This is a genomic window from Ruegeria sp. CRTD044 (genome assembly GCF_059613485.1).
Window position 1 is genome coordinate 180021 of record NZ_JBXWSP010000011.1, and the last position, 22904, is coordinate 202924.

Sequence of the window (22904 nt, forward strand, 5' to 3'; positions counted from 1 at the left end):
CCCATGCGCTGGCCCCTGCTCATCCCGCTTCTGCTCGGCTCGCCGCTTTGGGCGGCGGACTGGGACGTGCCCAACCGGGCGGGGGCCATCACTGAGACACTGGCGCAGGCGGCGGATGGCGACACCCTCCGCCTGAGCCCCGGCGTCTATGCCGAACGCTTGGTTCTGGACCGGCCCGTCACCATCGACGGGCAGGGCCAGGCCACAATCGACGGACAAGGCACCGGCAGCGTCATCACCGTGACCGGACCCGACATCAACCTGCGCGGCCTGACCGTGATCGGGTCGGGGTCGGACCATGGTGAGATCGACAGCGGCATCCAACTGACCAAGACGGCCCGCGCCGCCGTGGTGGAAAACAACGTGCTACTGGGCAATCTCTATGGCATCGACATCCACGGTGCCGATGACAGCATCGTGCGCGGCAACCGCATCGAGGGCCGGCAGGACCGCCGGATGAACGACCGCGGCAACGGTGTTTATGTCTGGAACGCGCCGGGCGCGGTGGTCGAAGGCAATGACATCCGCTTTGGCCGCGACGGAATCTTCGTGAACTCGTCGAAGAAGAACACCTTCACCGGCAACACCTTCCGCGATCTGCGCTTTGCCGTGCACTACATGTATGCCGACGATTCCATCGTCAGCGACAATGTCTCGATCGGCAACGATCTGGGCTATGCGGTGATGTTCACCTCGAACGTGCAGGTGATCAACAACGTCTCAGTCGGCGACCGCGAACACGGGGTCATGCTGAACTATGCCAATGACAGCGTGATCTCGGGCAACGTGGTGAAAGGCGCCAAGGAGAAGTGCACCTTTCTGTACAATTCCAACAAGAACGAATTCACCGACAACTGGTTCGAAGGCTGCGGCATCGGGATTCATTTCACCGCCGGCAGCGAACGCAACCGTATCGTCGGCAACGCCTTTGTCGGCAACCGGACACAGGTGAAATACGTCTCGACCAAATGGGTCGAGTGGTCGGAAGACGGCCGCGGCAACTACTGGTCCGAGTTTGCCGCCTTTGACGTGAACGGCGACGGCATTGCCGACGCCCCCTATCGCCCCAACGATAGCATGGACCATGTGCTGTGGACCCAACCCGCAGCCAAGCTGCTGCTCGGCTCGCCCGCCGTGCAGCTGGTGCGCTGGTCGCAATCGGCCTTCCCGGCGCTGCTGCCGGGCGGCGTGATCGACAGCCACCCCTTGATGCAAGCCCCTCAACCCCCAGCCATGAAAAAGGTGCCTCATGACGGATAAGGCCCTGACCATCGAAACGGTCTGCAAAGATCGCGGCAAGACCCGCGTTCTGAGCGATATCTCCCTGACGCTCGAGCCCGGACAGCGCGTGGCGCTGCTGGGCCACAACGGCGCCGGAAAATCCACCCTGATCAAGTCGATCCTGGGCCTGACACCCATCCAGGCCGGCACGATCCGCATCGGCACCGCCGCCACTGGCAGCGCGCAGGCGCGTCGCGACACGGCCTATCTGCCCGAGGCGGTCTCGTTCCACCCGGCCCTGACCGGGCGCGAGCAACTGACCCTGTTTGCCAAGCTGTCAGGCACCCGCGCCGACGTGCCCGCCCTGCTGGATCGTGTCGGGCTGGGCGACGCGATGGACCGCCGGATCGGCGCCTATTCCAAGGGGATGCGGCAGCGGCTGGGCCTTGCGCAGGTGCTGCTGGGCCAGCCGAAACTGGCGCTGCTGGACGAGCCGACCTCGGGGTTGGACCCGATCTCGCGCCAGGACCTGTACGCCATCATCGACGAGCTGGCCGCGCAGGGCACCGCGGTGCTGATCGCCAGCCACGCCCTGACCGAGGTCGAGGCCCGCACCGACCGGATCGCCATAATGCGCAAGGGCCGGATGGTGGCCAATGACACGCTGGCCAACCTGTCGGCTCTGGCAGGGTTGCCGATCCGGCTGCGGGTCCGCGCCCGCGCCAATGCCGACGCGCTGGCCGCCGAACTGGGCGGCAACCGGATCAACGGCGCCTCGGTCGAGCTGCTGTGTTCGCCCGCCGACAAGATGCAGGCGCTGCGCCGCATCGCCGGGCTGGGCGATGCGGTGGCCGACGTGGAAATGACCCCGCCCAAGCTGGAAGACCTCTATCGCCACTATGCTCAGGAGGCGCTGCAATGACCCGTTTCCTTGCCATCACCCGGACCGAGATGCTGATCCTGCGCCGCAACCGCTGGCTGCTGGTGGCGACGCTGATCATGGTCCTGTTCGCGCTGGCCCTGACCTTTGCCGGAAGCGCGCCCACCGGCACGCTGGGGGTCGACATGCTGACGGTGTCGGTCGCCTCGATGACCACGCTTTCGGTATATCTTGCGCCGTTGCTGGCGCTGATGATTTCCTTTGACGCCATCGCCGGTGACGTGGACCGGGGCAGCCTGTCGCTGCTTCTGTCCTATCCGGCGGGGCGCGGGGAAATTCTGCTGGGCAAATTCACCGCACATCTGGCGGCGCTGGCCTTTGCCATGACGGTCGGTTTCGGCACCGCCGGGGCGGTCGCCGCGTGGTTCGGCGGCGCGGGCGCGGACAGCCTGTTCGCGCTTGGCCGCCTGATCATCACCTCGATCCTGCTGGGCGCCGTATTTCTGGCGCTGGGATACCTGCTGTCCGCCCTGGCGAGGGGCGCAACGGCGGCGGCAGGTCTGTCGGCCGGGCTCTGGCTGGTCTTCGTCGTCCTCTATGATCTTGGGCTGTTGGGAGCCGTCGTCATGGACAAGGGCGGCGTCTTCACCCAATCCGTCTTTCCCTGGGTGATGGTGGCCAACCCGGCCGACGCTTTCCGTCTGTGGAACATCGCCGCCACCGAGGGCGTGGCGATGGCGTCCGGCATGACCGGCGCGGCGCAGGCCCTACCCGCCTGGGCGGCGCCCGGCTCGCTGCTGATCTGGCCGGTGCTGGCCTTTGCCCTGGCCCGGTTGGCGTTCCGGAGAGTCGAGCCATGACACGCCTTGCCCTGATTGCCTTGATCGCGCTGGCAGCCTGCAAGGAAGAACAGGCCGCCGCCCCGCCGGATCCGGTCGATCTGACCGAAACCGCGCTCAGCTATTTCTGCCAGATGAACGTGGCCGAACACGGCGGGCCCAAGGGGCAGATACATCTGGAGGGCTATCCCGCGCCTCTGTTCTTCGCGCAGGTGCGCGACATGGTGGCCTATCTCAAAAGCCCCGAGCGGGATGCCGAGATCACCGCGGTCTATGTCAGCGACATGGGCGCGGCCCCCAGCTGGCACGAGCCGGGCATATCGAACTGGATCGCCGCCGATCAGGCCACCTTCGTGGTGGGCGCCGGCGTGGCCGGCGGCATGGGCGCGCCCGAGATCGTGCCCTTTGCCACGCCGGACGCCGCCGCACGGTTCATCGAATCCTATGGCGGTACCGCACTGCCCCTAACCGACATTCCCGACGACGCGGCGCTTGGCCCCGTCGATCTGACCCAATCCCTGGAGACACCCGCATGACCCTCCTGTCCCGACGCCGTTTCCTGACCATCTCGGCCGCCTGTTCGGCCTTGCCGACCATGGCGCGCGCCGCCCCGGTTGCCCGCTGGCGCGGCATCGCGCTGGGGGCACCCGCCAGCCTGCAACTGGTCGGGCTGAGCGACGCGCAAGCCGCGCCGATCATCGCCGCGCTCGAAGCCGAACTGAACCGTCTGGAGAACATCTTCAGCCTGTACCGCCCGGATTCGCAGCTGAGCCGCCTGAACCGTGACGGCACCCTGCCCGCCCCGGCGCCGGAACTGCTGCAGGTGCTGACCCAAAGCGCCGCCTTGCATGACGCAACCGGCGGCGCATTCGACCCGACCGTTCAACCGCTGTGGATGGCGCTGGCGAGCGGCGCCCCGGATGCCGAAGTGGAACGGTCGCGGGCGCTGGTCGGGTGGCAGGGGGTTTCGGTTTCGACCGAAGCGATCCGCCTGCCCCATCCTGGCCGCGCGGCGCTGACGTTGAATGGCATCGCGCAGGGCGCCGTGACCGACCGCATCGCGGCGCTGTTGCGGGCGCAAGGGCTGACCGATGTGCTGGTCGACATGGGCGAGATCGCCGCCATCGGCACCCGCGTCGACGGGTCGGACTGGCGCGTCGGCTTGGCCGGCCCCGAGGGCGTGACCCGGCGAATCGAACTGCGCGACCGGGCGGTGGCAACCTCGGCCCCTGATGCGACGCAACTGGCCGGTCGTCATGGCCACATTCTGGGCCCGCAGGGTCAGCCGGTCCGACATCGGGCGGTTTCGGTCTCGGCCCCTGACGCGGCGCTGGCCGACGGGTTGTCGACCGCGCTGTGCCTGCTGCCCGCCGACCGGATCGCGCCGGTTCTGCAACGCTTCCCTGAGGCCCGGCTCGAGATGCTGATCTGACCGGAATGGCCGTCCCGGAACTCTGCCGTTGAAATTTGTCGCGCGATAAGAAAAGGTAAAACACCGACAAATTCAGAGTGGCGCGGGCCGTATCCCCGCGCCAGAGGCAAGGCATGGCACCCAGAAAAATCCGGAACATGGAGGAGTTCGCCGCCGTCAGCGGGATTTCGCGCCCGACGGTCTCGAAATACTTCAACGATCCCGACAGCGTCCGCCGGTCGACGCGCGAACGGATCGAGCAGGCGCTGGAGCGGTTCGACTATCGCCCCAACATCTTTGCCATGAACCAGAACCGCAAGCTGACCAAGAATGTCGGCATCGTGGTGCCCTATCTGGCCGACCCGTTCTTTGCCGAGATCGCCCGCAACATCGAGGAAAAATGCATCGAGGCCGGGTTCCGCCCGACGCTCTACAGCGCCTATGGCGACCCCGCGCAGGAGGCCGAGATCCTCGACAGCCTGCGCGCGCTGAAACCGGCAGGCGTGCTGCTGGCACCGCTGGGGCGCGATTCCGACCGATCGTTCATCGAGAAGTTCTGCAAGGACATCCCCACCATCCTGTTTGACAGCAACCTGGAGGGTATGGGCGCGGCCTTTGTCGGATCGGATAATGCCAGCTTCATCGAACAGACCGTCGATTACCTGTGCCGCAGCGGCGAGCCGCCCGCGTTCTTCGAGATGCGCCACCCCGCCAACCCCAACGCCAACAAACGTCGAATCGCCTATGTCAAGAAGATGGAGAGCCTGGGCTTTGAGCCGCAGGTGATAAAGGTCGACGGGCGCGGCTGGGGATTCGAAGAAATCGGCCGCGAGGGCGCATTCAAGCTGTTGGAGCAGCCCAGGCTGCCCTCGCGCACCATTCTGTGCAGCAACGACCGGCTGGCCATCGGGTTCCTGTCGGCCTGCTATGAAAAGGGCCTGCGGGTCGGGTTGGGCGACGACTGCGACCTGCGCGTCGCCTCGCATGACGACCATCCGTTTTCCAAGTTCACCTGCCCGTCGCTAACCACCGCGGCGCATGACTACAACGCGGTGTCGAATCGCTCCGTCGAGACGCTGACGCAACTGGTCGAATCCGGCGGGCGGCTGAGCGCGCGCACCGAAACCCTGTTTCCCGCGCGTCTAATACTGCGGAGTTCGGCCTGATTTTCGACAACTTTTTTACGCGCGTAAAATTTTAGTTGACGCGCGGCAAATAATTCACGATGCTTTCCTCCAGGTAATTCGACACCAGGGAGGAAAGAATGTACCTGAAATCTGTTCTATGGGCGGCCAGTGCCGCGGCCCTGACCGCCGGCGCCGCGTCGGCCGAGACGATCACGATCGCCACCGTCAACAACGGCGACATGATCCGGATGCAGAAATACACCGACAAATTCACCGAAGCGACCGGCCACGAAGTGGAATGGGTCACGCTGGAAGAAAACGTTCTGCGCCAGCGTGTGACCACCGACATCTCGACCAAGGGCGGCCAGTTCGACATCATGACCATCGGCATGTACGAAACGCCGATCTGGGGCGCGAACGGCTGGCTTGTGCCGCTGGACGGCATGTCGGCCGAGTATGACGTGGACGACATCCTGCCCGCCATGCGCGGCGGCCTCAGCCACGACGGCACGCTGTACGCGGCGCCGTTCTATGGCGAAAGCTCGATGATCATGTACCGCACCGACCTGATGGAGAAGGCCGGTCTGGAGATGCCTGAGGCGCCGACCTGGCAGTTCATCCGCGAAGCGGCAGCTGCGATGACGGACCGGGACAACGACATCAACGGCATCTGCCTGCGCGGCAAGGCCGGCTGGGGTGAGGGCGGCGCCTTCATCACCGTGACCGCGAACTCGTTCGGCGCGCGCTGGTTCGACGAAGACTGGAAACCCCAGTTCGATCAGCCCGAGTGGAAAGAGGCGCTGACCTTCTTCGTCGACATGATGAACGAATCCGGCCCCGCCGGGTATGCCACCAACGGCTTCAACGAGAACCTGTCGCTGTTCCAGCAGGGAAAATGCGGCATGTGGATCGACGCCACCGTTGCGGCCTCCTTCGTGACCAACCCCAACGACTCGACTGTCGCCGATCAGGTTGGCTTTGCACTGGCACCGAACTCGGAAGGCGTTGACAAGCGCGCCAACTGGCTGTGGGCCTGGGCCCTGGCCATTCCGGCCGGCACCCAGAAAGAGGATGCCGCCAAGCAGTTCATCGAATGGGCCACCTCGAAAGACTATATCGAACTGGTTGCCGAGAACGAAGGCTGGGCCAATGTTCCTCCGGGCGCACGTCAGTCGCTGTACGAGAACCCGAACTACAAGGACATCCCCTTCGCGCAGATGACGCTGAAGTCGATCCTTGCGGCCGATCCGGAAAACTGCTGCGTCAAGCCGACGCCGTATACCGGGATCCAGTTCGTCGCCATCCCCGAATTCGCGGGCATCGCCACCCAGGTGAGCCAGGAATTCTCGGCGGTCTATGCCGGACAGCAGTCGGTTGACGAAGCTCTGGCCAAGGCACAGGCCTTCACGGCCGAAGAAATGGAAGCCGCAGGGTACTGAGGCCTCCTCCCGGCGGGTGGGCAGGTTTCTGTCCCCCGCTCTCCCCCCTTCCACAACCCGTGTTAGTCTCGCAGGCAACAAGCCGCCTGAACAGAGAGGTCTTGCGTCATGGCAACTCAACACTCCCGATCCGTCGCACGCCTGATGATGGCCCCCGCCGTGGTCCTGTTGCTGGGCTGGATGCTGGTTCCGCTGACGATGACCCTGTATTTTTCCTTCAAGAAATACCTGCCGCTGCGCGGCGGTGATCTGGGTTGGGTCGGATTCGACAACTACGTCCGGTTCGTAACCTCAAGTTCCTTCTGGCCCGCCGTTCAGGCGACGCTGGTGATCGTGGGCGGTGTGCTGGCCATCACCGTGGTATTGGGCATCCTGCTGGCGCTGCTGCTGGATCAGCCGATGTGGGGCCAAGGCGTCGTGCGCATTCTGGTGATCGCCCCGTTCTTCGTGATGCCCACCGTTTCGGCACTGGTCTGGAAGAACATGTTCATGGACCCGGTCAACGGTCTTTTCGCCCATCTGTGGCGGTTCTTCGGGGCCGAGCCGATCTCGTGGCTGTCCGAGGCGTCGATGCCGTCGATCGTGATGATCGTGTCCTGGCAGTGGCTGCCCTTTGCCACCCTGATCCTGCTGACCGCGATCCAGTCGCTGGACAGCGAACAGCTGGAGGCCGCCGAAATGGATGGCGCGCCGCCGCTGAAACGCTTCTTTTTCATCATCCTGCCGCATCTGAGCCGCGCGGTCACGATCGTCATCCTGATCCAGACGATCTTCCTGCTGTCGATCTTCGCCGAGATCTTCGTGACCACAGGCGGCGCCTTCGGCACCCGCACCCTGACCTACCTGATCTACCAGCGCGTGCTGGAAAGCCAGAATGTCGGGCTGGGCTCGGCCGGCGGGGTCTATGCCATCATCCTTGCCAATATCGTCGCCATCTTCCTGATGCGCATCGTCGGCAAAAACCTGGACGCGTGAGGAGGACGACATCATGGCCCGCACCGTCACCACACAACGCAAGCTGATCAATACCGCCTTTGCCTGGGCTGTCGGCCTGCTGATCTTCTTCCCGATCCTCTGGACGATCCTGACCAGCTTCAAGACCGAGGCCCAGGCCATCGCCAGCCCGCCGATCTTTCTGAACTTCGACTGGACGCTGGAAAACTATGCGGTGGTTCAGGAACGGTCGAACTACACGCGGTTTCTGTGGAACTCGATCATCATCGCGGGCGGGTCCACCCTGCTGGGCGTGATCGTCGCGGTGCCCGCCGCCTGGGCCATGGCCTTCGTGCCCTCGGCACGCACCAAGGACATCCTGCTGTGGATGCTGTCCACCAAGATGCTGCCAGCGGTGGGGGTTCTGTACCCGATCTACCTGCTGTTCATCCAGCTGGGCCTGCTGGACAGCCGCGCCGGGCTGGTGGTGGTTCTGATGCTGATCAACCTGCCGATCATCGTCTGGATGCTGTACACCTATTTCCGCGAAATCCCCGGCGACATTCTGGAAGCCGCGCGCATGGACGGCGCCACGCTGAAAGAGGAAATCCTCTACATCCTGACGCCGATGGCGGTGCCGGGCATCGCCTCGACCGTGCTGCTGAATTTCATCCTGGCCTGGAACGAGGCGTTCTGGACCCTAAACCTGACCGCCGTCGACGCGGCCCCGCTGACCGCGTTCATCGCCAGCTATTCCAGCCCCGAGGGCCTGTTCTTCGCCAAGCTCAGCGCGGCATCGACCATGGCCATCGCCCCGATCCTGATCCTTGGGTGGTTCAGTCAGAAACAACTGGTCCGCGGCCTGACCTTCGGCGCCGTGAAGTAAGGAAAGACACATGGGACGCATCGTACTTGAGAAAGTCAGCAAGAGCTTTGGCGACGTGGAAGTCATTCCCCCGCTGGATCTCGAAATCAACGACGGCGAATTCGTGGTGTTCGTGGGCCCCTCGGGCTGCGGGAAATCCACCCTGCTGCGCCTGATCGCGGGGCTGGAGGACGTCAGCGGCGGCCGCATCCTGATCGACGGTCAGGACGCCACCGCGGTGCCGCCGGCCAAGCGGGGTCTGGCCATGGTGTTCCAGTCCTACGCGCTGTATCCGCACATGACCGTGCGCAAGAACATCGCGTTTCCACTGCGCATGGCCGGGCTGGACAAGGCCGAGCAGGACCGCCGCGTGGAACAGGCGGCCGAGGTTCTGAACCTGACAGACTATCTGGACCGCCGCCCCGGCCAGCTGTCGGGCGGCCAGCGCCAGCGGGTCGCCATCGGCCGCGCCATCGTGCGCGAACCGGCAGCCTTCCTGTTCGACGAACCGCTGTCGAACCTGGACGCAGCCCTGCGCGTGGGCATGCGGCTGGAGATATCCGAGCTGCACAACCGGCTGGAAACCACGATGATCTACGTCACCCATGACCAGGTCGAGGCCATGACCATGGCCGACAAGATCGTGGTCCTGCAGGCGGGGGTCATCGAACAGGTGGGCTCGCCGCTCGAACTGTACCGCGCGCCGCGCAACAAGTTCGTGGCCGGCTTCATCGGCTCGCCCAAGATGAATTTCATCGAAGGGCCCGAGGCCGAAAAACACAGCGCCCACACGATCGGCGTACGTCCCGAGCACATTGCCGCCTCACCCAGCGAGGGTCTGTGGAAAGGCACGGTCGGGGTGTCCGAACATCTGGGCTCGGACACGTTCTTTCACGTCCATGTGGACGGGTTTGCCGAGCCGATGACCGTGCGCGCCGGCGGCGAGGTCGGCCTGCGCCATGGCGACACGATCCATCTGACACCGGAAGAAGACAAGATCCACCGGTTCGACGCGGCGGGGCTGCGGATCGCATGAACCGGCTGGTCGGCAAACGGGCCCTGATCACCGGGGCCGCGCGCGGCATCGGGCTGGCCTTTGCCCGGACCTATGCCGCCGAGGGCGCGCAGGTGGCGCTGGCCGATATCGACGTGCAGCAGGCGCGCAAGGCCGCGCGCGAGATCGGGCCGCAGGCGATCGCGGTAGAAATGGATGTCTCGCAGCAGGACAGCATCGAGGCGGGCGTGGCCGACGCCGTGGCGCGGATGGGCGGGATCGACATCCTGATCAACAACGCCGCGATCTTCACCGCCGCCTCGATCGTGGAAATCACCCGCGCGGATTACCAGCGCGTTTTCGACATCAACGTCGCCGGCACCCTGTTCACCCTGCAGGCGGTCGCGCGACACATGATCGGGCAGGGCACCGGCGGCAAGATCATCAACATGGCCAGCCAGGCCGGCCGCCGCGGCGAGCCACTCGTGGCGGTTTATTGCGCCAGCAAAGCGGCGGTGATCAGCCTGACCCAATCGGCGGGGCTGAACCTGATCAAACACGGGATCAACGTGAATGCCATCGCCCCTGGCGTGGTGGATGGCGAGCACTGGGACGGCGTCGATGCCTTCTTTGCCAAATACGAGGGCAAGGCGCCGGGACAGAAGAAGAAGGAAGTGGGCGAAGCGGTGCCCTTCGGCCGGATGGGCCGGGCCGAGGACCTGACCGGAATGGCGGTCTTTCTGGCCTCGTCCGAGGCCGATTACATCGTCGCTCAGACATACAACGTGGATGGTGGAAATTGGATGAGCTGATGGTGGAGCGCCCCGCGGATACCCGACCGGTCCAGTTGTGTCAGGCCAATCTGGGCGCGTTGCCCAAAGGTGTTCTGCGCCCGGAATACGATCGCGCGGCGCTGACGCCGGGGATCGTGCATATCGGAGTGGGCAATTTTCATCGCGCGCATCAGGCCTGGTATTTGCACCGGCTGATGCAGCAGGGCGCGGCGCAGGATTGGGGCATCATCGGTGCCGGCGTGCGCGCCTATGACGCCGAGATGCGGCGCAAGCTGCTTGCTCAGAACTGTCTGACCACGCTGGTCGAGCTGACCGAAGGCCAACGCCGCGCCGAGGTGACCGGCGCGATGATCGACTACCTGCCCCCGCAAGAGGACAACGGTCCGCTGATCGCGCAGCTGGCCGACCCGGCGATCCGCATCGTCTCGCTGACCGTGACTGAGGGCGGCTATTTCGTGCACCCCGTTACCAAGGGGCTGGACACCGACCACCCCGACATCCGCCACGATGCCGCCAATCCCGACCGTCCGCGCACCGCCTTCGGCGCAATCGTCGCGGGCCTGCGACGGCGGCGTGATGCGGGCGTCGGTCCGCTGACCGGGCTGAGCTGCGACAACCTGATCGGCAACGGGCAGGTTCTGCGTCAGGCGGTGTTGGGGCTGGCGCGCCTGTCGGACCCCGATTTGGCCGACTGGATCGACACGCAATGTACCTTTCCCAATTCGATGGTCGATTGCATCGTGCCCGCCACCGGCCCGACCGAGCTGGAGTTGGTGCGCGCGCTGGGGATCGACGACGCAGCGCCGGTCACCCATGAAAGCTTCCGCCAATGGGTGATCGAGGATGCCTTCTGTGCCGGACGTCCCGACTGGGACAAGGTCGGCGCCACCTTTACCGACCGCGTTCATGACTATGAGGTCATGAAGCTGCGCATCCTGAACGCGGGCCATCAGGTTCTGGCCAATGTCGGCGAGACCCTCGGCCTGAATACGATCGCAGACTGCATGGCCGATCCGCTGGTTTCAGCATTCTTCCGAAAGGTTTTGGTCGAAGAGATCGCGCCTTTCGTGCGTCCGGTGCCCAATCAGTCGGTGGCGGACTACATCACCTTGATTGAGGAGCGGTTCCGCAACCCAGCCATTGTCGACACCACGCGGCGCGTTGCTTTTGACGGATCATCCCGGCATGTGGGTTTCGTACTTCCCACCGTCTATGATGCGTTGGCTGCCACCGCGCCGATCAACGGGCTGGCCCTGGTCGAGGCGCTGTGGGCCCGCATGTGTGCCGGCACTCGCGAGGATGGAAGTATCATCGAACCCAACGATCCCAACTGGTCCGATCTGGTCAACTCGGCCAACGCGGCCCGCGACAACCCGACCACCTGGCTTGAGCAGACCCAGTACTATCAGGACCTGTCACAATCCGGCGCGTTTCGCGATGCGTTTGACCGTTGGCTCAGGGTGATCTGGGATCAGGGAGCGCGTCAGGCCCTGACGACGTATCTGGGCGCCCAACTCTGACCGGTGCATGATCTAGCTGTTTGCGGCTTTGCCCAGGCCCTCTTCTGCATCGAACAGGGTTTCGGCAACCGACGCCGCATCGTCCAGATGCCGTTCAACGGCTCGGCGCGCGGCGGAGGGGTCGCCTGACTGAATCGCGGAACAGATGGCCTCCATATGCTCAATTCCGGGGCGGTCGCGTTCTGTTGCCGTCAAGGTCATCATCCGCAACCGGCTGATCCGACCGTTCAGGCGCTGGACCACATCCCAGGCCACATGATGCCCTGCCCCCTCGAAAATTTCTGAGTAGAAATCTGAAGTGGCGCGGAAGATCGAGCCCGGCGTCTTGTCCACGAAGCCCTGCTTGAGCCGCACCAGCGCCCCATGCAGGCTACTGGCCCTGTCTGATGTGATGTTGCGCGCGCAGTTATCGGCGGCCGCGGTTTCCAGCATGCGGCGGATATCGTAGATCTGCCGTGCCTCATCCCGTGTGATCGAAGCCACGATGGGCCCGCGCCCGGGCAGAATTTCGACCAGGCCTTCGGCCTCGAGGTAGCGGATCGTTTCCCGGATGACTGTCCTGCTGACACCAAGCTGATCACATAGCGGACGTTCCACCAGCCGTTCGCCGGGCTGGAAGACACCTTCGATGATGGCCTCGCGCATGCGCTCCTGCACCATGTCGCGAAGGGTTGCCGGGGGATGATCGATCTTGGTCAGTCTTGGCGATGTCATGGACGGGAACCTATCGGTCGCGCGTTGCCTCAGCAAGGTATGATTGACATCCTGTCTTATGGTATACCATCATGCCGGAAACGGAATCACAGGACCTTTGCGATGCCCGCCACCATTCGTAAAACACTGCTGCATGTCGAAAACACGCTGATCGAAGGTGGCAAAACCGCCGAACGCCCTTTGACCTTGATCGCGGCGGTCGCCGTTGTCACCAATCCCTGGGCCGCCCGCGGCTTTGTCGAAGATCTGCGTCCAGAGATACACGATTGCGCTCCGGGGCTGGGCCACATGCTGACCGAGATGATTCTCGAGGCAACCGGCGGCGGTGACCGGGTTGAAGCCTATGGCAAAGCCGCCGTTGTCGGAGTGAACGGCGAGGTCGAGCACGGGTCGGCCCTGATCCATACACTGAGGTTCGGAAATGCCTATCGTGAGGCGGTTGGCGCAAAATCCTACCTTGCCTTCACCAACACGCGCGGACCGGCAAATGCGGCCATGCAAATTCCCCTGATGGACAAGAATGATGGTGGGCGGCGCAGCCACTATTTGACCATCCACCTGCAGGTCGCCGACGCTCCGGCCCCGGATGAGATCATGATCGCTTTGGGCGCTTCGATCGGAGGGCGTCCACATCACCGCATTGGAGATCGTTATCAGGATCTGAAGGATTTGGGACATGACGTCGACAATCCGGCAGCTGTCTGAACCATTCGGGCGCCTTGGCTTGCGCTTTGCCGGCCCGCCTGATGGCGAACCTCTGGTCCTTCTGCACGGGGTCGGTATGCAGTCGGAGGCCTGGGCGCCGCAGATCGATGCCTTGTCCGACTTGCACGCGGTCTACGCACTGGATCTGCCAGGGCATGGCCAGTCCGACCCGATCGCTGTGGGGGCGCAGTTACCAGCATTTGTGGAGTGGCTGCAGGCGGTGCTGGACGCTTTGACCCTGGATCGCGTGAACCTTGCCGGTCATTCGATGGGCGCACTGATTGCCGGCGGGTTTGCGGTCGAACATCCCGATCGGGTCCGACGCGTCGCCTTGCTGAACGGAGTGTTTCGTCGGGACGATCAGGCCCGGGACTCTGTGCTGGCGCGCGCCGGCTTGATCAGCGCCGGAACGTTTGATCTGGAAACCCCGCTACAGCGCTGGTTTGCAAACAGTCCGGCCGACCGCACCGCTCGGGATAGGGTCGCGGCATGGTTGGCCGCGGTCGACATAACCGGCTATGCGACGGCCTACGATGCCTTTGCCCGCGGCGACATGGTCTACGCCGATCGCTACCCTCAGATCTCTTGCCCCTTGCTGGCGTTGACGGGTGCTGAGGATCCGAATTCCACACCCGACATGACCCGCGCCATCGCTGCGGCCGCCAAGGGGCAGGCGGTTGTCGTCGACGGTCATCGGCACATGGTGAACCTCACTGATCCAAAGACTGTCAACGCGGCCCTTGTTCAATGGCTGAAGACCCCAACGCACGAAAGGTCGCCCGCATGACCGATTTCGACCCTCGCGCCCTGCGCAGCGCGTTCGGAACCTTTCTCACCGGTGTCACGGTGGTCACGACCCATGACAAATCCAGCCGACCGATCGGCTTTACCGCCAATTCCTTTTCCTCGGTATCGCTGGACCCTCCGCTGATATCGGTCTGTCTTGCCAATACTTCCAGCAATTTCAACACATTCTCTGAAGCCACCGGTTTCGCCGTCAACATCCTGTCGGAGGATCAGATCAGCGTTTCGAACACCTTCGCACGCCCTTCACAGGACCGGTTTGCCGGTGTCGAGTGGAAGCCCGGACCCAACGGCGCACCAATTCTTGCCGGGGTTTCAGCTTGGTTCGACTGCTCGGTTTTCAAGACGGTCGAGGCCGGCGACCACCTGATCCTGATCGGTCGTGTCGAGGCCTTCGACCACTCGATCGCACCGGGCCTGGGCTATGCCCGCGGCGCCTACGTGACGCCTGCCGCCGAAGCCCGGGCGCTGAACCGTCGTGCGGGCGTCGTGGTTTCCGCGCTGATCGAGCGGGACGGCCAGATTCTTCTACTGGACGATGGCAACGGCGGGCTGACCATTCCGGCAACCGAGGACATGGCGAACGGCGCCGATACTGCGCTGGCCCAGCTGATCGCGGGATGTCGGATCAAGGCAGAACCGGGCTTCATCTATTCGGTCTACCAAGACAAGTCGCGACGACAGCATATCTCGTTCCTTTGTCAAGCCGAGGACGGCTCCCCAGCCAACGGGGCTTTTACGCAAATCGTCGAGTCGACGCTGATGGATGTCGCGGACCCGGCCATCTGTACGATGCTGGAACGTTTTGCCCGAGAAAGCCGTTTGGGCAATTTCGGCATATACTACGGAGATGAAACCAGCGGACGGGTCAAACCGTTGGTTCGGGGGAGTTGAAATGAAGTTCTCGCTGTTTGCGCATATGGAGCGGATTTCGCCAGAGCAGGACCAGAAGCAATTGTATGACGAGTTCATCCAACTGTGCAAAATCGCCGACGACGGAGGGATGCATGCCGTCTGGACAGGCGAACACCACGGGATGAACTTTACAATCGCGCCCAACCCTTTCCTCAGCCTGATTGACGTGGCTCGGCACACCCGGAATGTCCGGCTGGGCACCGGCACCGTGATCGCGCCGTTCTGGCATCCGATCCGGTTGGCAGGCGAGGCCGCGATGACGGATATCATAACCGACGGACGGCTGGATCTGGGCATTGCCCGCGGTGCCTACAGTTACGAATACGAACGCATGATGCCTGGCATGGATGCCTGGGAAGCCGGGCAGCGTATGCGCGAACTCGTCCCCGCCGTGAAACAGCTCTGGCAGGGAGATTACGCCCATGACGGCGAATTCCACCAATTTCCCAAGACCACCTCGTCGCCCCTGCCCCTGCAACCTGGTGGGCCGCCCATCTGGGTGGCCGCACGCGACCCCAACAGCCACGAATTCGCCGTACGCTCAGGGTGCAACGTACAGGTCACGCCATTGTGGAACGGCGACGACGAGGTCATCGACCTGATGGCCAAGTTCAATGCCGCCTGTGCAAAGTATCCTGACATGCCGCGCCCCAAGATCATGTTGCTGCGCCACACTTATGTGGCCGAAGATCAGAACGACGTGAAACAGGCCGCCATCGAGTTGAACCGGTTCTACTGCTATTTCGGCGCATGGTTCATGAACAAGCGTGACGTCACACATGGCCTTATTGCCCCTCTGAGTGATGCCGAAGTCGCCGAGCATCCGTTCTATTCGCCCCAGAACATGGAGCGGGACCTAGTGATCGGAACAGCCGATACCGTTGTCGACCGGCTTCGGAGATGCGAGGAATTGGGGTATGACGAGTATTCATTCTGGATCGACTCCAGCATGCCGTTTGAACGCAAAAAGGCCTCGTTGGAGCGTTTCATCAAGGATGTGATGCCGGCCTTTCAATAGGGGAATTCTGGATGCAACGGTTTCAGAACTATATCGGCGGCACTTTCCGCGATGGCGACACCTGGTTCGAAAGTGTAGATCCATCCACAGGTGAGGCTTGGGCGCAGATCCCCGCCGCCAGCCAAGCCGATGTGGACCAGGCGGTGATGGCTGCGGACAAGGCCTTCAATTCCCCGGAATGGGCGTCACTGACCGCAACGGCGCGGGGCAAGCTGCTATACCGATTGGCAGATCTGATCGCCGAAAACGCGCCCGGACTGGCCGAGTTGGAAACCCGCGACACAGGAAAAATCATCCGCGAAACCTCGGCGCAGATTGCCTATGTCGCGGATTACTATCGTTACTACGCGGGCCTCGCGGACAAGATCGAAGGCGCCCATTTGCCCATCGACAAGCCAGATATGGAAGTTTGGCTGCGGCGAGAACCCGTAGGGGTTGTCGCGGCGATCGTGCCCTGGAACTCGCAATTGTTCCTGTCGGCGGTCAAGATCGGCCCGGCCCTGGCGGCCGGTTGCACAGTGGTGCTGAAGGCCTCGGAAGAGGCCCCTGCCCCAATGCTGGAATTCGCGCGGATTTTTCACAAGGCCGGATTTCCCGAAGGCGTTCTGAATGTCCTGACGGGCGGGCCCGATGTCGGCGCTGCCTTGACCCGGCACGAAAAAATTGCCCATGTCGCCTTTACCGGCGGGCCGGAAACGGCACGGCATATCGTGCGGAACTCGGCGGAAAACCTGGCGTCGACCTCGTTGGAGCTGGGTGGAAAGTCACCCTTCATCGTGTTCGAGGATGCGGATCTGGACAGTGCGGTCAACGCTCAGGTCTCCGGGATTTTCGCAGCGTCGGGTCAAAGCTGCGTTGCCGGTTCGCGGCTTGTGGTTCAGGCATCGATCAAGGACGTGGTCCTGGACCGTTTGCGGCAAAAGGCGGAAGCGGTCGTGATCGGCGCACCGGATGAGATGGCGACCGAAGTCGGACCTCTGTGCACTCAGCGACAGCAGAATTGGGCCGCCGAACTTGTCACCCGGTCGCAGGCCCAAGGCGCGCAATTGATTACTGGCGGCCAGCCACTTGATCGCGCAGGATTCTACTTTCCACCGACCATTCTGGATTGCAGTCGGGCGCGCGATGCTGATTGCCTGACGCACGAATTCTTCGGCCCCGTCCTGTCGGTTGTTTCTTTCGAAACAGAGGATGAGGCCATCGCGATCGCAAACGATACCCGGTTTGGCCTGGCCTCGGGCGTGTTCACGCAAAATCTCACGCGGGCCCATCGGATGGTTCGGTCAATCCGAGCCGGCATTGTCTGGGTCAACACCTACCGCGCGGTCAGCCCGATCGCTCCTTTTGGGGGGCATGGATTGTCCGGACACGGGCGCGAGGGCGGGTTGCAGGCTGCCCTGGACTACACAAAAATCAAGTCCGTTTGGCTGCGCACCAGCGACGACCCCATTCCCGATCCTTTTGTCATGCGGTGACCTGCCGGCCACCTCAAAATGCGCAGTATTCGGCAGGAAGCTCAGGGACATTCGAGACCACGAAACATTTCGGCTTGGCAGTAGATTGCCCACCTTTAAACACTGCGCATCCCGGTTGCAGCCTACCCAGGTTGCAAACAGGGATTCAGAATCCACAAGCCGATTTCAAGTAATGCGTGCGCTTCACCGCGCCCGCGTTCACTTCGCTCTGCCCGATGAAGCGACAGTCTGACTTTGCCCATCTGGCGATCGATTACATTCCGGGGGACCGGCTTGTCAGGTCGAAGTCGCTGAAACTGTTTCTGGGATCGATCCGAAACCACGGCGCCTTCCAAGAGGACTGCACCGGTTCCATTGCCCGGCGCCGAGTCAGGTTTTTGACGCAGCGATGGTTGCGGATTGGTGGGTATTGGTATCCACGTGGCGGCATCCCTATCGACGTGTTCATGCAGACATGCGCGATGCCCGAAAATGTCTGGATCTCCGATCAGCGCGTGCGCCCTATCGCGGACACGGTTAATCCTTTGAAAACCCTGCGCCTTGATCAGTCGACAAATGTCGCGGGCGCAGGGTCTGCGGTTTGGTCAAACCTGAACAGAAACAGCCTTACTTGGTGGCGCTGACATCTCCGGGAATGCACCCACGGGCGCAGAACCTCATGTCGCTGGGCGCAACAGACCAAACGTCAACATCATTCGGCGGCTTGTTCTTGAAGTCGATATCAAGGCAACTTGCGGCCTTCGGAGTGTAGTACTTGTTTCTGGGGTCGACATTGCCGAGTTGGTCAAACCCGGAAATTAGACGCATATCCGGTCCCCATCTTTCGCCATGCAGTGTCAGATTGGAATAATATGCCATCAGCTTGATCGATTTACCCTGCGCGAACATCTTGTAGTTCATCTGGACCCCACCGATTGTCTTGTCGATCGGCCCCTGTTCCAACCCAGAACCAATCGAGATAACCCACCGGCGCTTGAGCGGGATGGAAATATCAACTCCGTCTTCACTGCATTCCAGCAACTTGTACGAAAAAATGTTCAGCACGGCGTTTGTTCTAATCGGGTTCGTGTGAAGCCTCAGAACGCTGTAAACCGGCTTGATGGTTGCACTTTGGATCGGAGCACCGTTGACGACACAATTCTTCTGCAGCACCGCAAGTTCTGTCAGAACCATGTCCGAAAAGGACGATGCAAAACCGCCTTCCAGGGACTGCGCCATAAGCGCCGACATTCCGGGGGCTTCTAAAACCCGTGTGGAGTCTCCGTATTCCCGGAAAAGTTCGACGGGATCCAAGGAAACCAACTGACGGTCCGCCGAAAACAACAGGTTCTCAGGATCATTTTCGTCGACGACTTGATGATACTGAAAAGTAAACAACTCGGTGCCGCCGGAGTACTGCGGTATCCCATCTTCAAATTTTACGGTTCCGTCTTCGGACAAAATCTCCTGTGCCGTTGCTGGTCCGTGGATTGCAAGCGCCATTGCTGCGCCAAGAATTGAAACGCCTAAAGCCTTAAGTCTGAACATGATTATCCCCAGTTTTTTGATCTAAAAATCGAAACAATGCCATCAAACACTATCAAATTTTCGTATATGTTTCAATAATTGCACCTTTCGGCGGCCCTGCGGAAGTTATGTCTAGACCATAGATCTGGCGCGAAAAGGGCGTCGAACCGGGTGGCTCACTTCATTGCGACTTCGGACTGTGCATTGCGCAAGGCCGCCTCGACCCGGTCGGTGAACGGGAGCTGATACCGGACACTCCAGGATTTCTCACCCGCTCGCACAAGTTCGATCACCTTCAAGCCCTCGGCAATCTCTCCAGCCATCAAGTGCGCGTCTGCGAGCAATGTCTGAGCGTAGAGAACGATCTGAGTTGAACCTGTTTCAACATAGGCGTCGATCCCGGCCGCGATCTCGGCGATCCCCTCGGCATGGTGGCCTTCTGATGCCTGCGCCCAGCCGTGCAGGATGCGGCCCCAGGCATCCCAGTAGTGGAACTCCCGTTGCCCACTGATTTCGAGAGCCTGGTTGACCATATCCAGCAATGCACCTGTGTCGCCCAAAATCTGATAGATGGTCGCCAGGATGTTCAGCCCGTAGCACCGGGTGAAATCGTGTGGTTCACGACCGATCCGCCCAGCCAGTTCCGCCAGCTCGGCGCGAAACGTTCCGCCGTCTCCGCTTTGCAGCGCCATTGCCCAGCACCGCATCGCCTGATCAACCAAGTATATGTCTGCCTCGTGATAATTCAGCAGATCGTCCGGGCCGGTTGCCCCGCGCAACACAATCGCACGATCGAAAGCAGAGATTGCGACCTCGAGACGCCCAAGCATGAAGTTGCTCATGCCGATATTGTGCGCCGCGAGCGCCTCCATCGTTGGGTTTTCCGCGCGCCGTGCGACCTCCTCCAGGTAATTACACAAAGCCAACGCGCCCATCGGATCGCCCAGAGTCAACTGAGCACCGAACTGCACATGCACGGCCAGAAACGCATCCGTCACACTGGCTGAAGAACGGTCAAGCAGGTGGCGGAACCGGTCCAGATTGGCCAAAACCTCTTTCGACCCGAACGCTCTGGTACTGAGGGCCACGTTCAGCATCTTGCGCAGCGAAATCTCTTCTCTGTCCCGGTCGGGGCTTGGGGCGATTTTGTCGTTCTCCGTCAAGGCTTCATCAAGATGATGGATGGCTTCTTCGTTGGCAAATCGCTCGCCCGAGATGACTGCCGCCCGGCGCCACGCGTCCCGGGCCTGTTTGGGCATGTCCGCGCGGGCGTAATGCTGCGCCAGCAATTCCGGGTTCTGACCCACGAGGTCACTGAACGAAGTATCGAGGACCTCGGCGATCCGGCTGTGGACCGCCCGCGCCCGACTGGGCAACATCAGGTCATAGGCCGCGTCACGTATCAAAGCGTGGCGGAACGCATAGGCGCCTCCCATATTGACCCCGCGGCGCACCAATATTTGCGCCTCGACCAACTCGTCCAACATGCGCAGAGTTGCCTCGTACGATTGACCGCTGACCGAACTGACCATCGCAGGCAGGATGTTGCGATCAATGGCGGCGCAGACCGGCACGATATCGCGCGCTGTGCTCAGCCGGTCAAACATGGCCCAGAAGAGTTCCTTGAGCGTCGATGGCAGTGCCTGTTGCATCTGCATTGCGGACGCGTCGGTTTGGTCAAAGAACCCACCTTGGATCATTCGTGCCATCTCTTCCGCAAACAGAGGGACGCCATCCGTCCTGTTCGCGATCCGGTCTTTCATGGTCTGTGTCACTTGCTTGGACTGCAAAAGCGCATCCAGCATCTGGTGGACGTGGTCCCGGTCCAAGCGGGAAATCGTCAGCGGGACCACACCCTCCCGGCCTTCCCACGGTGGATGGTAGGACGGGCGGAACGTGCACATGATCATGACCGGCATGAACCTGAAGCGCTCGATCAACAAAGCGATGATTTCCTCAGTCGAGGGATCGATCCAATGCAGGTCTTCAAATAGCAACAGAACCGGTCGATGCCGCGCCAGCGCAGCAACGGTTTGCACCAAGGCCTCCTGAAACTGCTGCTTGAGCCGGTCAAAGGGCAGTTTCAGCAGCTCTTCCTCGGCCTCCACCGGCAACGACATGGCATAGGCAAACAAAGGAAGGTAGTCTTCCGGAACCTCCGACCATTCCTGAAACAGTTGCCTGAGTTTGCGTAGCTTCCGCTGGTCGGAGTCGGTTCTGCGGAAATCGGCCATGTGGCTGATCCAGCTGAGAACCGGGAAATGGGCACTTCGCTCGTGGTTGGGCGAGCATTGGAACCCAAGCCGCAGATATTGCTGCTCTTCGAATCCGCGGGTCGCTTCCTCGACAAGACGCGATTTTCCGATGCCGGCCTCACCGGAAACCATAACCGCCTGCCCTGCCCCGTTCAGTGCGGCCTGCCAATGCGTCTTGATCGTCGCGATCTCATCAACCCGGTTGACGAAGGGCGAGCCTTGAACCCCGGGACGCGCCTGAAACCGCAGCATCGGCTCTTCCGCACTCAGAACTTTCCAGATGCCGATCGGGTTCTCAAACCCCTTGAGGCTTTGTTTCCCCTTCCACTCGCAACGAAAGTTACTGCCGATCAGCAGTTTGGTGTGCTCGCTGATGGCGACCGTCCCAGGGTCAGCCAGTTCCTGGATACGGGCCGCCAAATTCGGCACCTCACCAACCACCAGGCCCCCCAAAGTCGAGTGATTGTCGACCACGGCTTCCCCGGAAGAAATCCCGACCCGAACTCCGATGACCTCACCCTTGCCGTGTTTGATACGACCAATGGAGCCACAGATTTCCAGTCCGGCGGCAACGGCCCTTTCCGCATCGTTCTCTTCGACCGTCGGATAACCGAAATAAGCGACCACTCCATCTCCGATGAATTGGGCAATGTGCCCCTGGTGGCGGGTCACGACATCAAAACAAAGGGCTTGATAGTCGTGCAGAACGGAGCGGTACTCCTCAAGATCCAGATGACTGGACAATTCAGTCGATCCAACGAGATCGACAAAAACCAAAGTCAGATACCTGCGCTCGGGAACATCTTCCAATGCCGTGGGTTGAGGCGCGTGAGGCCCAATTTGCGATGACGTGAAAGCATTCTCGGAATGTGATACGTCACCTTGATCCGAGCGAAGCGCCTCGATCGCCCGCATCATGCGTTTGCGATCCCCGAGGTTCAGTCCAAGCTCGACCAGGTCATTTTCAGTGAGGGTGGCAAGAACATCCAATTCGATCGCGTTCGAGGCAAACACATCATGGTATTTCTCAAGGGAATACCTCTCCAACCACGCCCTGATGTCAGCCATCTTCAGTCCTCGGTCGAAATTACTTCAATGTGTTTTGCCTTTTGTTCAATCGGCGTCGGTCAGAGGGACCTGGTTTCTGACGAAGCTAAAATATGTCCGACCGTATGCCGGCCCTTATAGTCAGCGCGTTGCGTATTAATTGCCAATGCAAGGCAGAACGCCCGCATTGTTGCCCCAACACGAACCTATCCCAAGTCGGAATTTGCGTCTACTGGCTGGCGAAATGCACCTGTGGGCCAAACGGGATTCAATCAAGAACACATCCAGCCGGAGTTGGCCCAGCCGACGTTCACACTATCCGAGTTTCAGTCTGCCTTTCCGCTATTCATAGCGGAGGCAGTTTGGCGTCAAAAGGGCTTAACGCCGGCTTATTGGAAACAAACCTAGCGTCCGTCATAATGATCATAATTATTCCCTTTTG

At 61.7% G+C, this 22904-nt stretch carries 20 protein-coding genes and 1 pseudogene; 18 read left to right on the forward strand and 3 right to left on the reverse strand.

What is annotated here, in order from left to right; translation table 11 throughout:
- Window positions 1–3 precede the first annotated feature (3 nt).
- The 12 genes from AC2FNL_RS10860 to AC2FNL_RS10915 all read left to right on the forward strand — a co-directional run bounded on the left by AC2FNL_RS10860 (window position 4) and on the right by AC2FNL_RS10915 (window position 12023).
- Complete coding sequence (locus AC2FNL_RS10860; RefSeq protein WP_496833579.1) at window positions 4–1260, forward strand: nitrous oxide reductase family maturation protein NosD; 1257 nt, start codon at window positions 4–6, stop codon at window positions 1258–1260.
- Entirely contained in the window at window positions 1250–2143 is an 894-nt protein-coding gene (locus AC2FNL_RS10865) for an ABC transporter ATP-binding protein (protein WP_496833580.1), read from the forward strand. The genes AC2FNL_RS10860 and AC2FNL_RS10865 overlap by 11 nt, the downstream gene beginning before the upstream one ends.
- Window positions 2140–2961, forward strand: coding sequence for an ABC transporter permease (locus AC2FNL_RS10870; RefSeq protein WP_496833581.1), 822 nt, complete (start codon window positions 2140–2142; stop codon window positions 2959–2961). Before AC2FNL_RS10865 ends, AC2FNL_RS10870 begins: the two co-directional genes overlap by 4 nt.
- Entirely contained in the window at window positions 2958–3476 is a 519-nt protein-coding gene (locus AC2FNL_RS10875; RefSeq protein ID WP_496833582.1) for a nitrous oxide reductase accessory protein NosL, read from the forward strand. Before AC2FNL_RS10870 ends, AC2FNL_RS10875 begins: the two co-directional genes overlap by 4 nt.
- Window positions 3473–4372, forward strand: a complete 900-nt coding sequence (locus AC2FNL_RS10880) for an FAD:protein FMN transferase (protein ID WP_496833584.1) — start codon at window positions 3473–3475, stop codon at window positions 4370–4372. Before AC2FNL_RS10875 ends, AC2FNL_RS10880 begins: the two co-directional genes overlap by 4 nt.
- A gap of 113 nt (window positions 4373–4485) precedes the next feature.
- Window positions 4486–5517, forward strand: a complete 1032-nt coding sequence (locus tag AC2FNL_RS10885) for a LacI family DNA-binding transcriptional regulator (RefSeq protein ID WP_093963209.1) — start codon at window positions 4486–4488, stop codon at window positions 5515–5517.
- A 98-nt stretch (window positions 5518–5615) separates the two neighbouring features.
- On the forward strand, window positions 5616–6917 hold the full coding sequence (locus AC2FNL_RS10890; protein WP_093963210.1) for an ABC transporter substrate-binding protein: 1302 nt from the start codon (window positions 5616–5618) through the stop codon (window positions 6915–6917).
- Window positions 6918–7025: 108 nt separating this feature from the next.
- Entirely contained in the window at window positions 7026–7892 is an 867-nt protein-coding gene (locus AC2FNL_RS10895; protein WP_093963211.1) for a carbohydrate ABC transporter permease, read from the forward strand.
- 13 nt (window positions 7893–7905) lie between these two features.
- A complete protein-coding gene (locus AC2FNL_RS10900) occupies window positions 7906–8736 on the forward strand; it encodes a carbohydrate ABC transporter permease (protein ID WP_093963212.1) in 831 nt (276 codons plus the stop codon).
- A gap of 10 nt (window positions 8737–8746) precedes the next feature.
- Window positions 8747–9751 (forward strand): ABC transporter ATP-binding protein, encoded by a 1005-nt coding sequence (locus AC2FNL_RS10905; protein WP_093963213.1) that lies wholly within the window; start codon window positions 8747–8749, stop codon window positions 9749–9751.
- Entirely contained in the window at window positions 9748–10521 is a 774-nt protein-coding gene (locus AC2FNL_RS10910) for an L-iditol 2-dehydrogenase (protein WP_093963214.1), read from the forward strand. The genes AC2FNL_RS10905 and AC2FNL_RS10910 overlap by 4 nt, the downstream gene beginning before the upstream one ends.
- Window positions 10521–12023, forward strand: coding sequence for a mannitol dehydrogenase family protein (locus AC2FNL_RS10915; protein ID WP_496833586.1), 1503 nt, complete (start codon window positions 10521–10523; stop codon window positions 12021–12023). The genes AC2FNL_RS10910 and AC2FNL_RS10915 overlap by 1 nt, the downstream gene beginning before the upstream one ends.
- 12 nt (window positions 12024–12035) lie before the next feature.
- Here AC2FNL_RS10915 and AC2FNL_RS10920 read toward each other — a convergent pair whose 3' ends face one another.
- A complete protein-coding gene (locus tag AC2FNL_RS10920; protein ID WP_496833588.1) occupies window positions 12036–12737 on the reverse strand; it encodes a GntR family transcriptional regulator in 702 nt (233 codons plus the stop codon).
- Window positions 12738–12839: 102 nt separating this feature from the next.
- Between AC2FNL_RS10920 and AC2FNL_RS10925 the strand changes: the two genes are divergently transcribed.
- The 6 genes and pseudogenes from AC2FNL_RS10925 to queF all read left to right on the forward strand — a co-directional run.
- Window positions 12840–13442, forward strand: coding sequence for an amino acid synthesis family protein (locus AC2FNL_RS10925; protein ID WP_496833589.1), 603 nt, complete (start codon window positions 12840–12842; stop codon window positions 13440–13442).
- Window positions 13414–14229 carry an alpha/beta fold hydrolase gene (locus AC2FNL_RS10930; protein ID WP_496833590.1) on the forward strand — a complete coding sequence of 272 codons (816 nt, stop codon included), beginning with the start codon at window positions 13414–13416 and terminating at the stop codon, window positions 14227–14229. Before AC2FNL_RS10925 ends, AC2FNL_RS10930 begins: the two co-directional genes overlap by 29 nt.
- Complete coding sequence (locus tag AC2FNL_RS10935) at window positions 14226–15140, forward strand: flavin reductase family protein (protein WP_496833591.1); 915 nt, start codon at window positions 14226–14228, stop codon at window positions 15138–15140. The genes AC2FNL_RS10930 and AC2FNL_RS10935 overlap by 4 nt, the downstream gene beginning before the upstream one ends.
- Window position 15141: 1 nt before the next feature.
- Window positions 15142–16179 carry an LLM class flavin-dependent oxidoreductase gene (locus AC2FNL_RS10940; protein ID WP_496833593.1) on the forward strand — a complete coding sequence of 346 codons (1038 nt, stop codon included), beginning with the start codon at window positions 15142–15144 and terminating at the stop codon, window positions 16177–16179.
- A gap of 11 nt (window positions 16180–16190) precedes the next feature.
- Window positions 16191–17654, forward strand: coding sequence for an aldehyde dehydrogenase (locus tag AC2FNL_RS10945; RefSeq protein WP_496833594.1), 1464 nt, complete (start codon window positions 16191–16193; stop codon window positions 17652–17654).
- Between the two features lie 143 nt (window positions 17655–17797).
- Window positions 17798–18174: pseudogene (gene queF, locus AC2FNL_RS10950) on the forward strand (preQ(1) synthase); the annotation flags it as partial.
- 86 nt (window positions 18175–18260) lie between these two features.
- Here the strand turns inward: queF and AC2FNL_RS10955 are convergent.
- Together AC2FNL_RS10955 and AC2FNL_RS10960 are read right to left on the reverse strand one after the other, a co-directional pair.
- The gene (locus AC2FNL_RS10955; RefSeq protein ID WP_480727755.1) at window positions 18261–19181 is read right to left on the reverse strand and encodes a hypothetical protein; all 921 of its coding nucleotides are present in this window, start codon (window positions 19179–19181) and stop codon (window positions 18261–18263) included.
- A 155-nt stretch (window positions 19182–19336) separates the two neighbouring features.
- Window positions 19337–22483: an adenylate/guanylate cyclase domain-containing protein gene (locus AC2FNL_RS10960; protein ID WP_496833596.1), complete on the reverse strand. Its 3147-nt coding sequence runs from the start codon at window positions 22481–22483 to the stop codon at window positions 19337–19339.
- Between the last annotated feature and the right edge of the window lie 421 nt (window positions 22484–22904).

What these genes read in the sequence shown, in the direction of transcription:
- AC2FNL_RS10860 (WP_496833579.1), top strand. Translation starts at nt 4, where the DNA reads ATGCGCTGGCCCCTGCTCATCCCGCTTCTGCTCGGCTCGCCGCTTTGG.
- AC2FNL_RS10865 (WP_496833580.1), top strand. Translation starts at nt 1,250, where the DNA reads ATGACGGATAAGGCCCTGACCATCGAAACGGTCTGCAAAGATCGCGGC.
- AC2FNL_RS10870 (WP_496833581.1), top strand. Translation starts at nt 2,140, where the DNA reads ATGACCCGTTTCCTTGCCATCACCCGGACCGAGATGCTGATCCTGCGC.
- AC2FNL_RS10875 (WP_496833582.1), top strand. Translation starts at nt 2,958, where the DNA reads ATGACACGCCTTGCCCTGATTGCCTTGATCGCGCTGGCAGCCTGCAAG.
- AC2FNL_RS10880 (WP_496833584.1), top strand. Translation starts at nt 3,473, where the DNA reads ATGACCCTCCTGTCCCGACGCCGTTTCCTGACCATCTCGGCCGCCTGT.
- AC2FNL_RS10885 (WP_093963209.1), top strand. Translation starts at nt 4,486, where the DNA reads ATGGCACCCAGAAAAATCCGGAACATGGAGGAGTTCGCCGCCGTCAGC.
- AC2FNL_RS10890 (WP_093963210.1), top strand. Translation starts at nt 5,616, where the DNA reads ATGTACCTGAAATCTGTTCTATGGGCGGCCAGTGCCGCGGCCCTGACC.
- AC2FNL_RS10895 (WP_093963211.1), top strand. Translation starts at nt 7,026, where the DNA reads ATGGCAACTCAACACTCCCGATCCGTCGCACGCCTGATGATGGCCCCC.
- AC2FNL_RS10900 (WP_093963212.1), top strand. Translation starts at nt 7,906, where the DNA reads ATGGCCCGCACCGTCACCACACAACGCAAGCTGATCAATACCGCCTTT.
- AC2FNL_RS10905 (WP_093963213.1), top strand. Translation starts at nt 8,747, where the DNA reads ATGGGACGCATCGTACTTGAGAAAGTCAGCAAGAGCTTTGGCGACGTG.
- AC2FNL_RS10910 (WP_093963214.1), top strand. Translation starts at nt 9,748, where the DNA reads ATGAACCGGCTGGTCGGCAAACGGGCCCTGATCACCGGGGCCGCGCGC.
- AC2FNL_RS10915 (WP_496833586.1), top strand. Translation starts at nt 10,521, where the DNA reads ATGGTGGAGCGCCCCGCGGATACCCGACCGGTCCAGTTGTGTCAGGCC.
- AC2FNL_RS10920 (WP_496833588.1), bottom strand. Translation starts at nt 12,737, where the DNA reads ATGACATCGCCAAGACTGACCAAGATCGATCATCCCCCGGCAACCCTT.
- AC2FNL_RS10925 (WP_496833589.1), top strand. Translation starts at nt 12,840, where the DNA reads ATGCCCGCCACCATTCGTAAAACACTGCTGCATGTCGAAAACACGCTG.
- AC2FNL_RS10930 (WP_496833590.1), top strand. Translation starts at nt 13,414, where the DNA reads ATGACGTCGACAATCCGGCAGCTGTCTGAACCATTCGGGCGCCTTGGC.
- AC2FNL_RS10935 (WP_496833591.1), top strand. Translation starts at nt 14,226, where the DNA reads ATGACCGATTTCGACCCTCGCGCCCTGCGCAGCGCGTTCGGAACCTTT.
- AC2FNL_RS10940 (WP_496833593.1), top strand. Translation starts at nt 15,142, where the DNA reads ATGAAGTTCTCGCTGTTTGCGCATATGGAGCGGATTTCGCCAGAGCAG.
- AC2FNL_RS10945 (WP_496833594.1), top strand. Translation starts at nt 16,191, where the DNA reads ATGCAACGGTTTCAGAACTATATCGGCGGCACTTTCCGCGATGGCGAC.
- AC2FNL_RS10955 (WP_480727755.1), bottom strand. Translation starts at nt 19,181, where the DNA reads ATGTTCAGACTTAAGGCTTTAGGCGTTTCAATTCTTGGCGCAGCAATG.
- AC2FNL_RS10960 (WP_496833596.1), bottom strand. Translation starts at nt 22,483, where the DNA reads ATGGCTGACATCAGGGCGTGGTTGGAGAGGTATTCCCTTGAGAAATAC.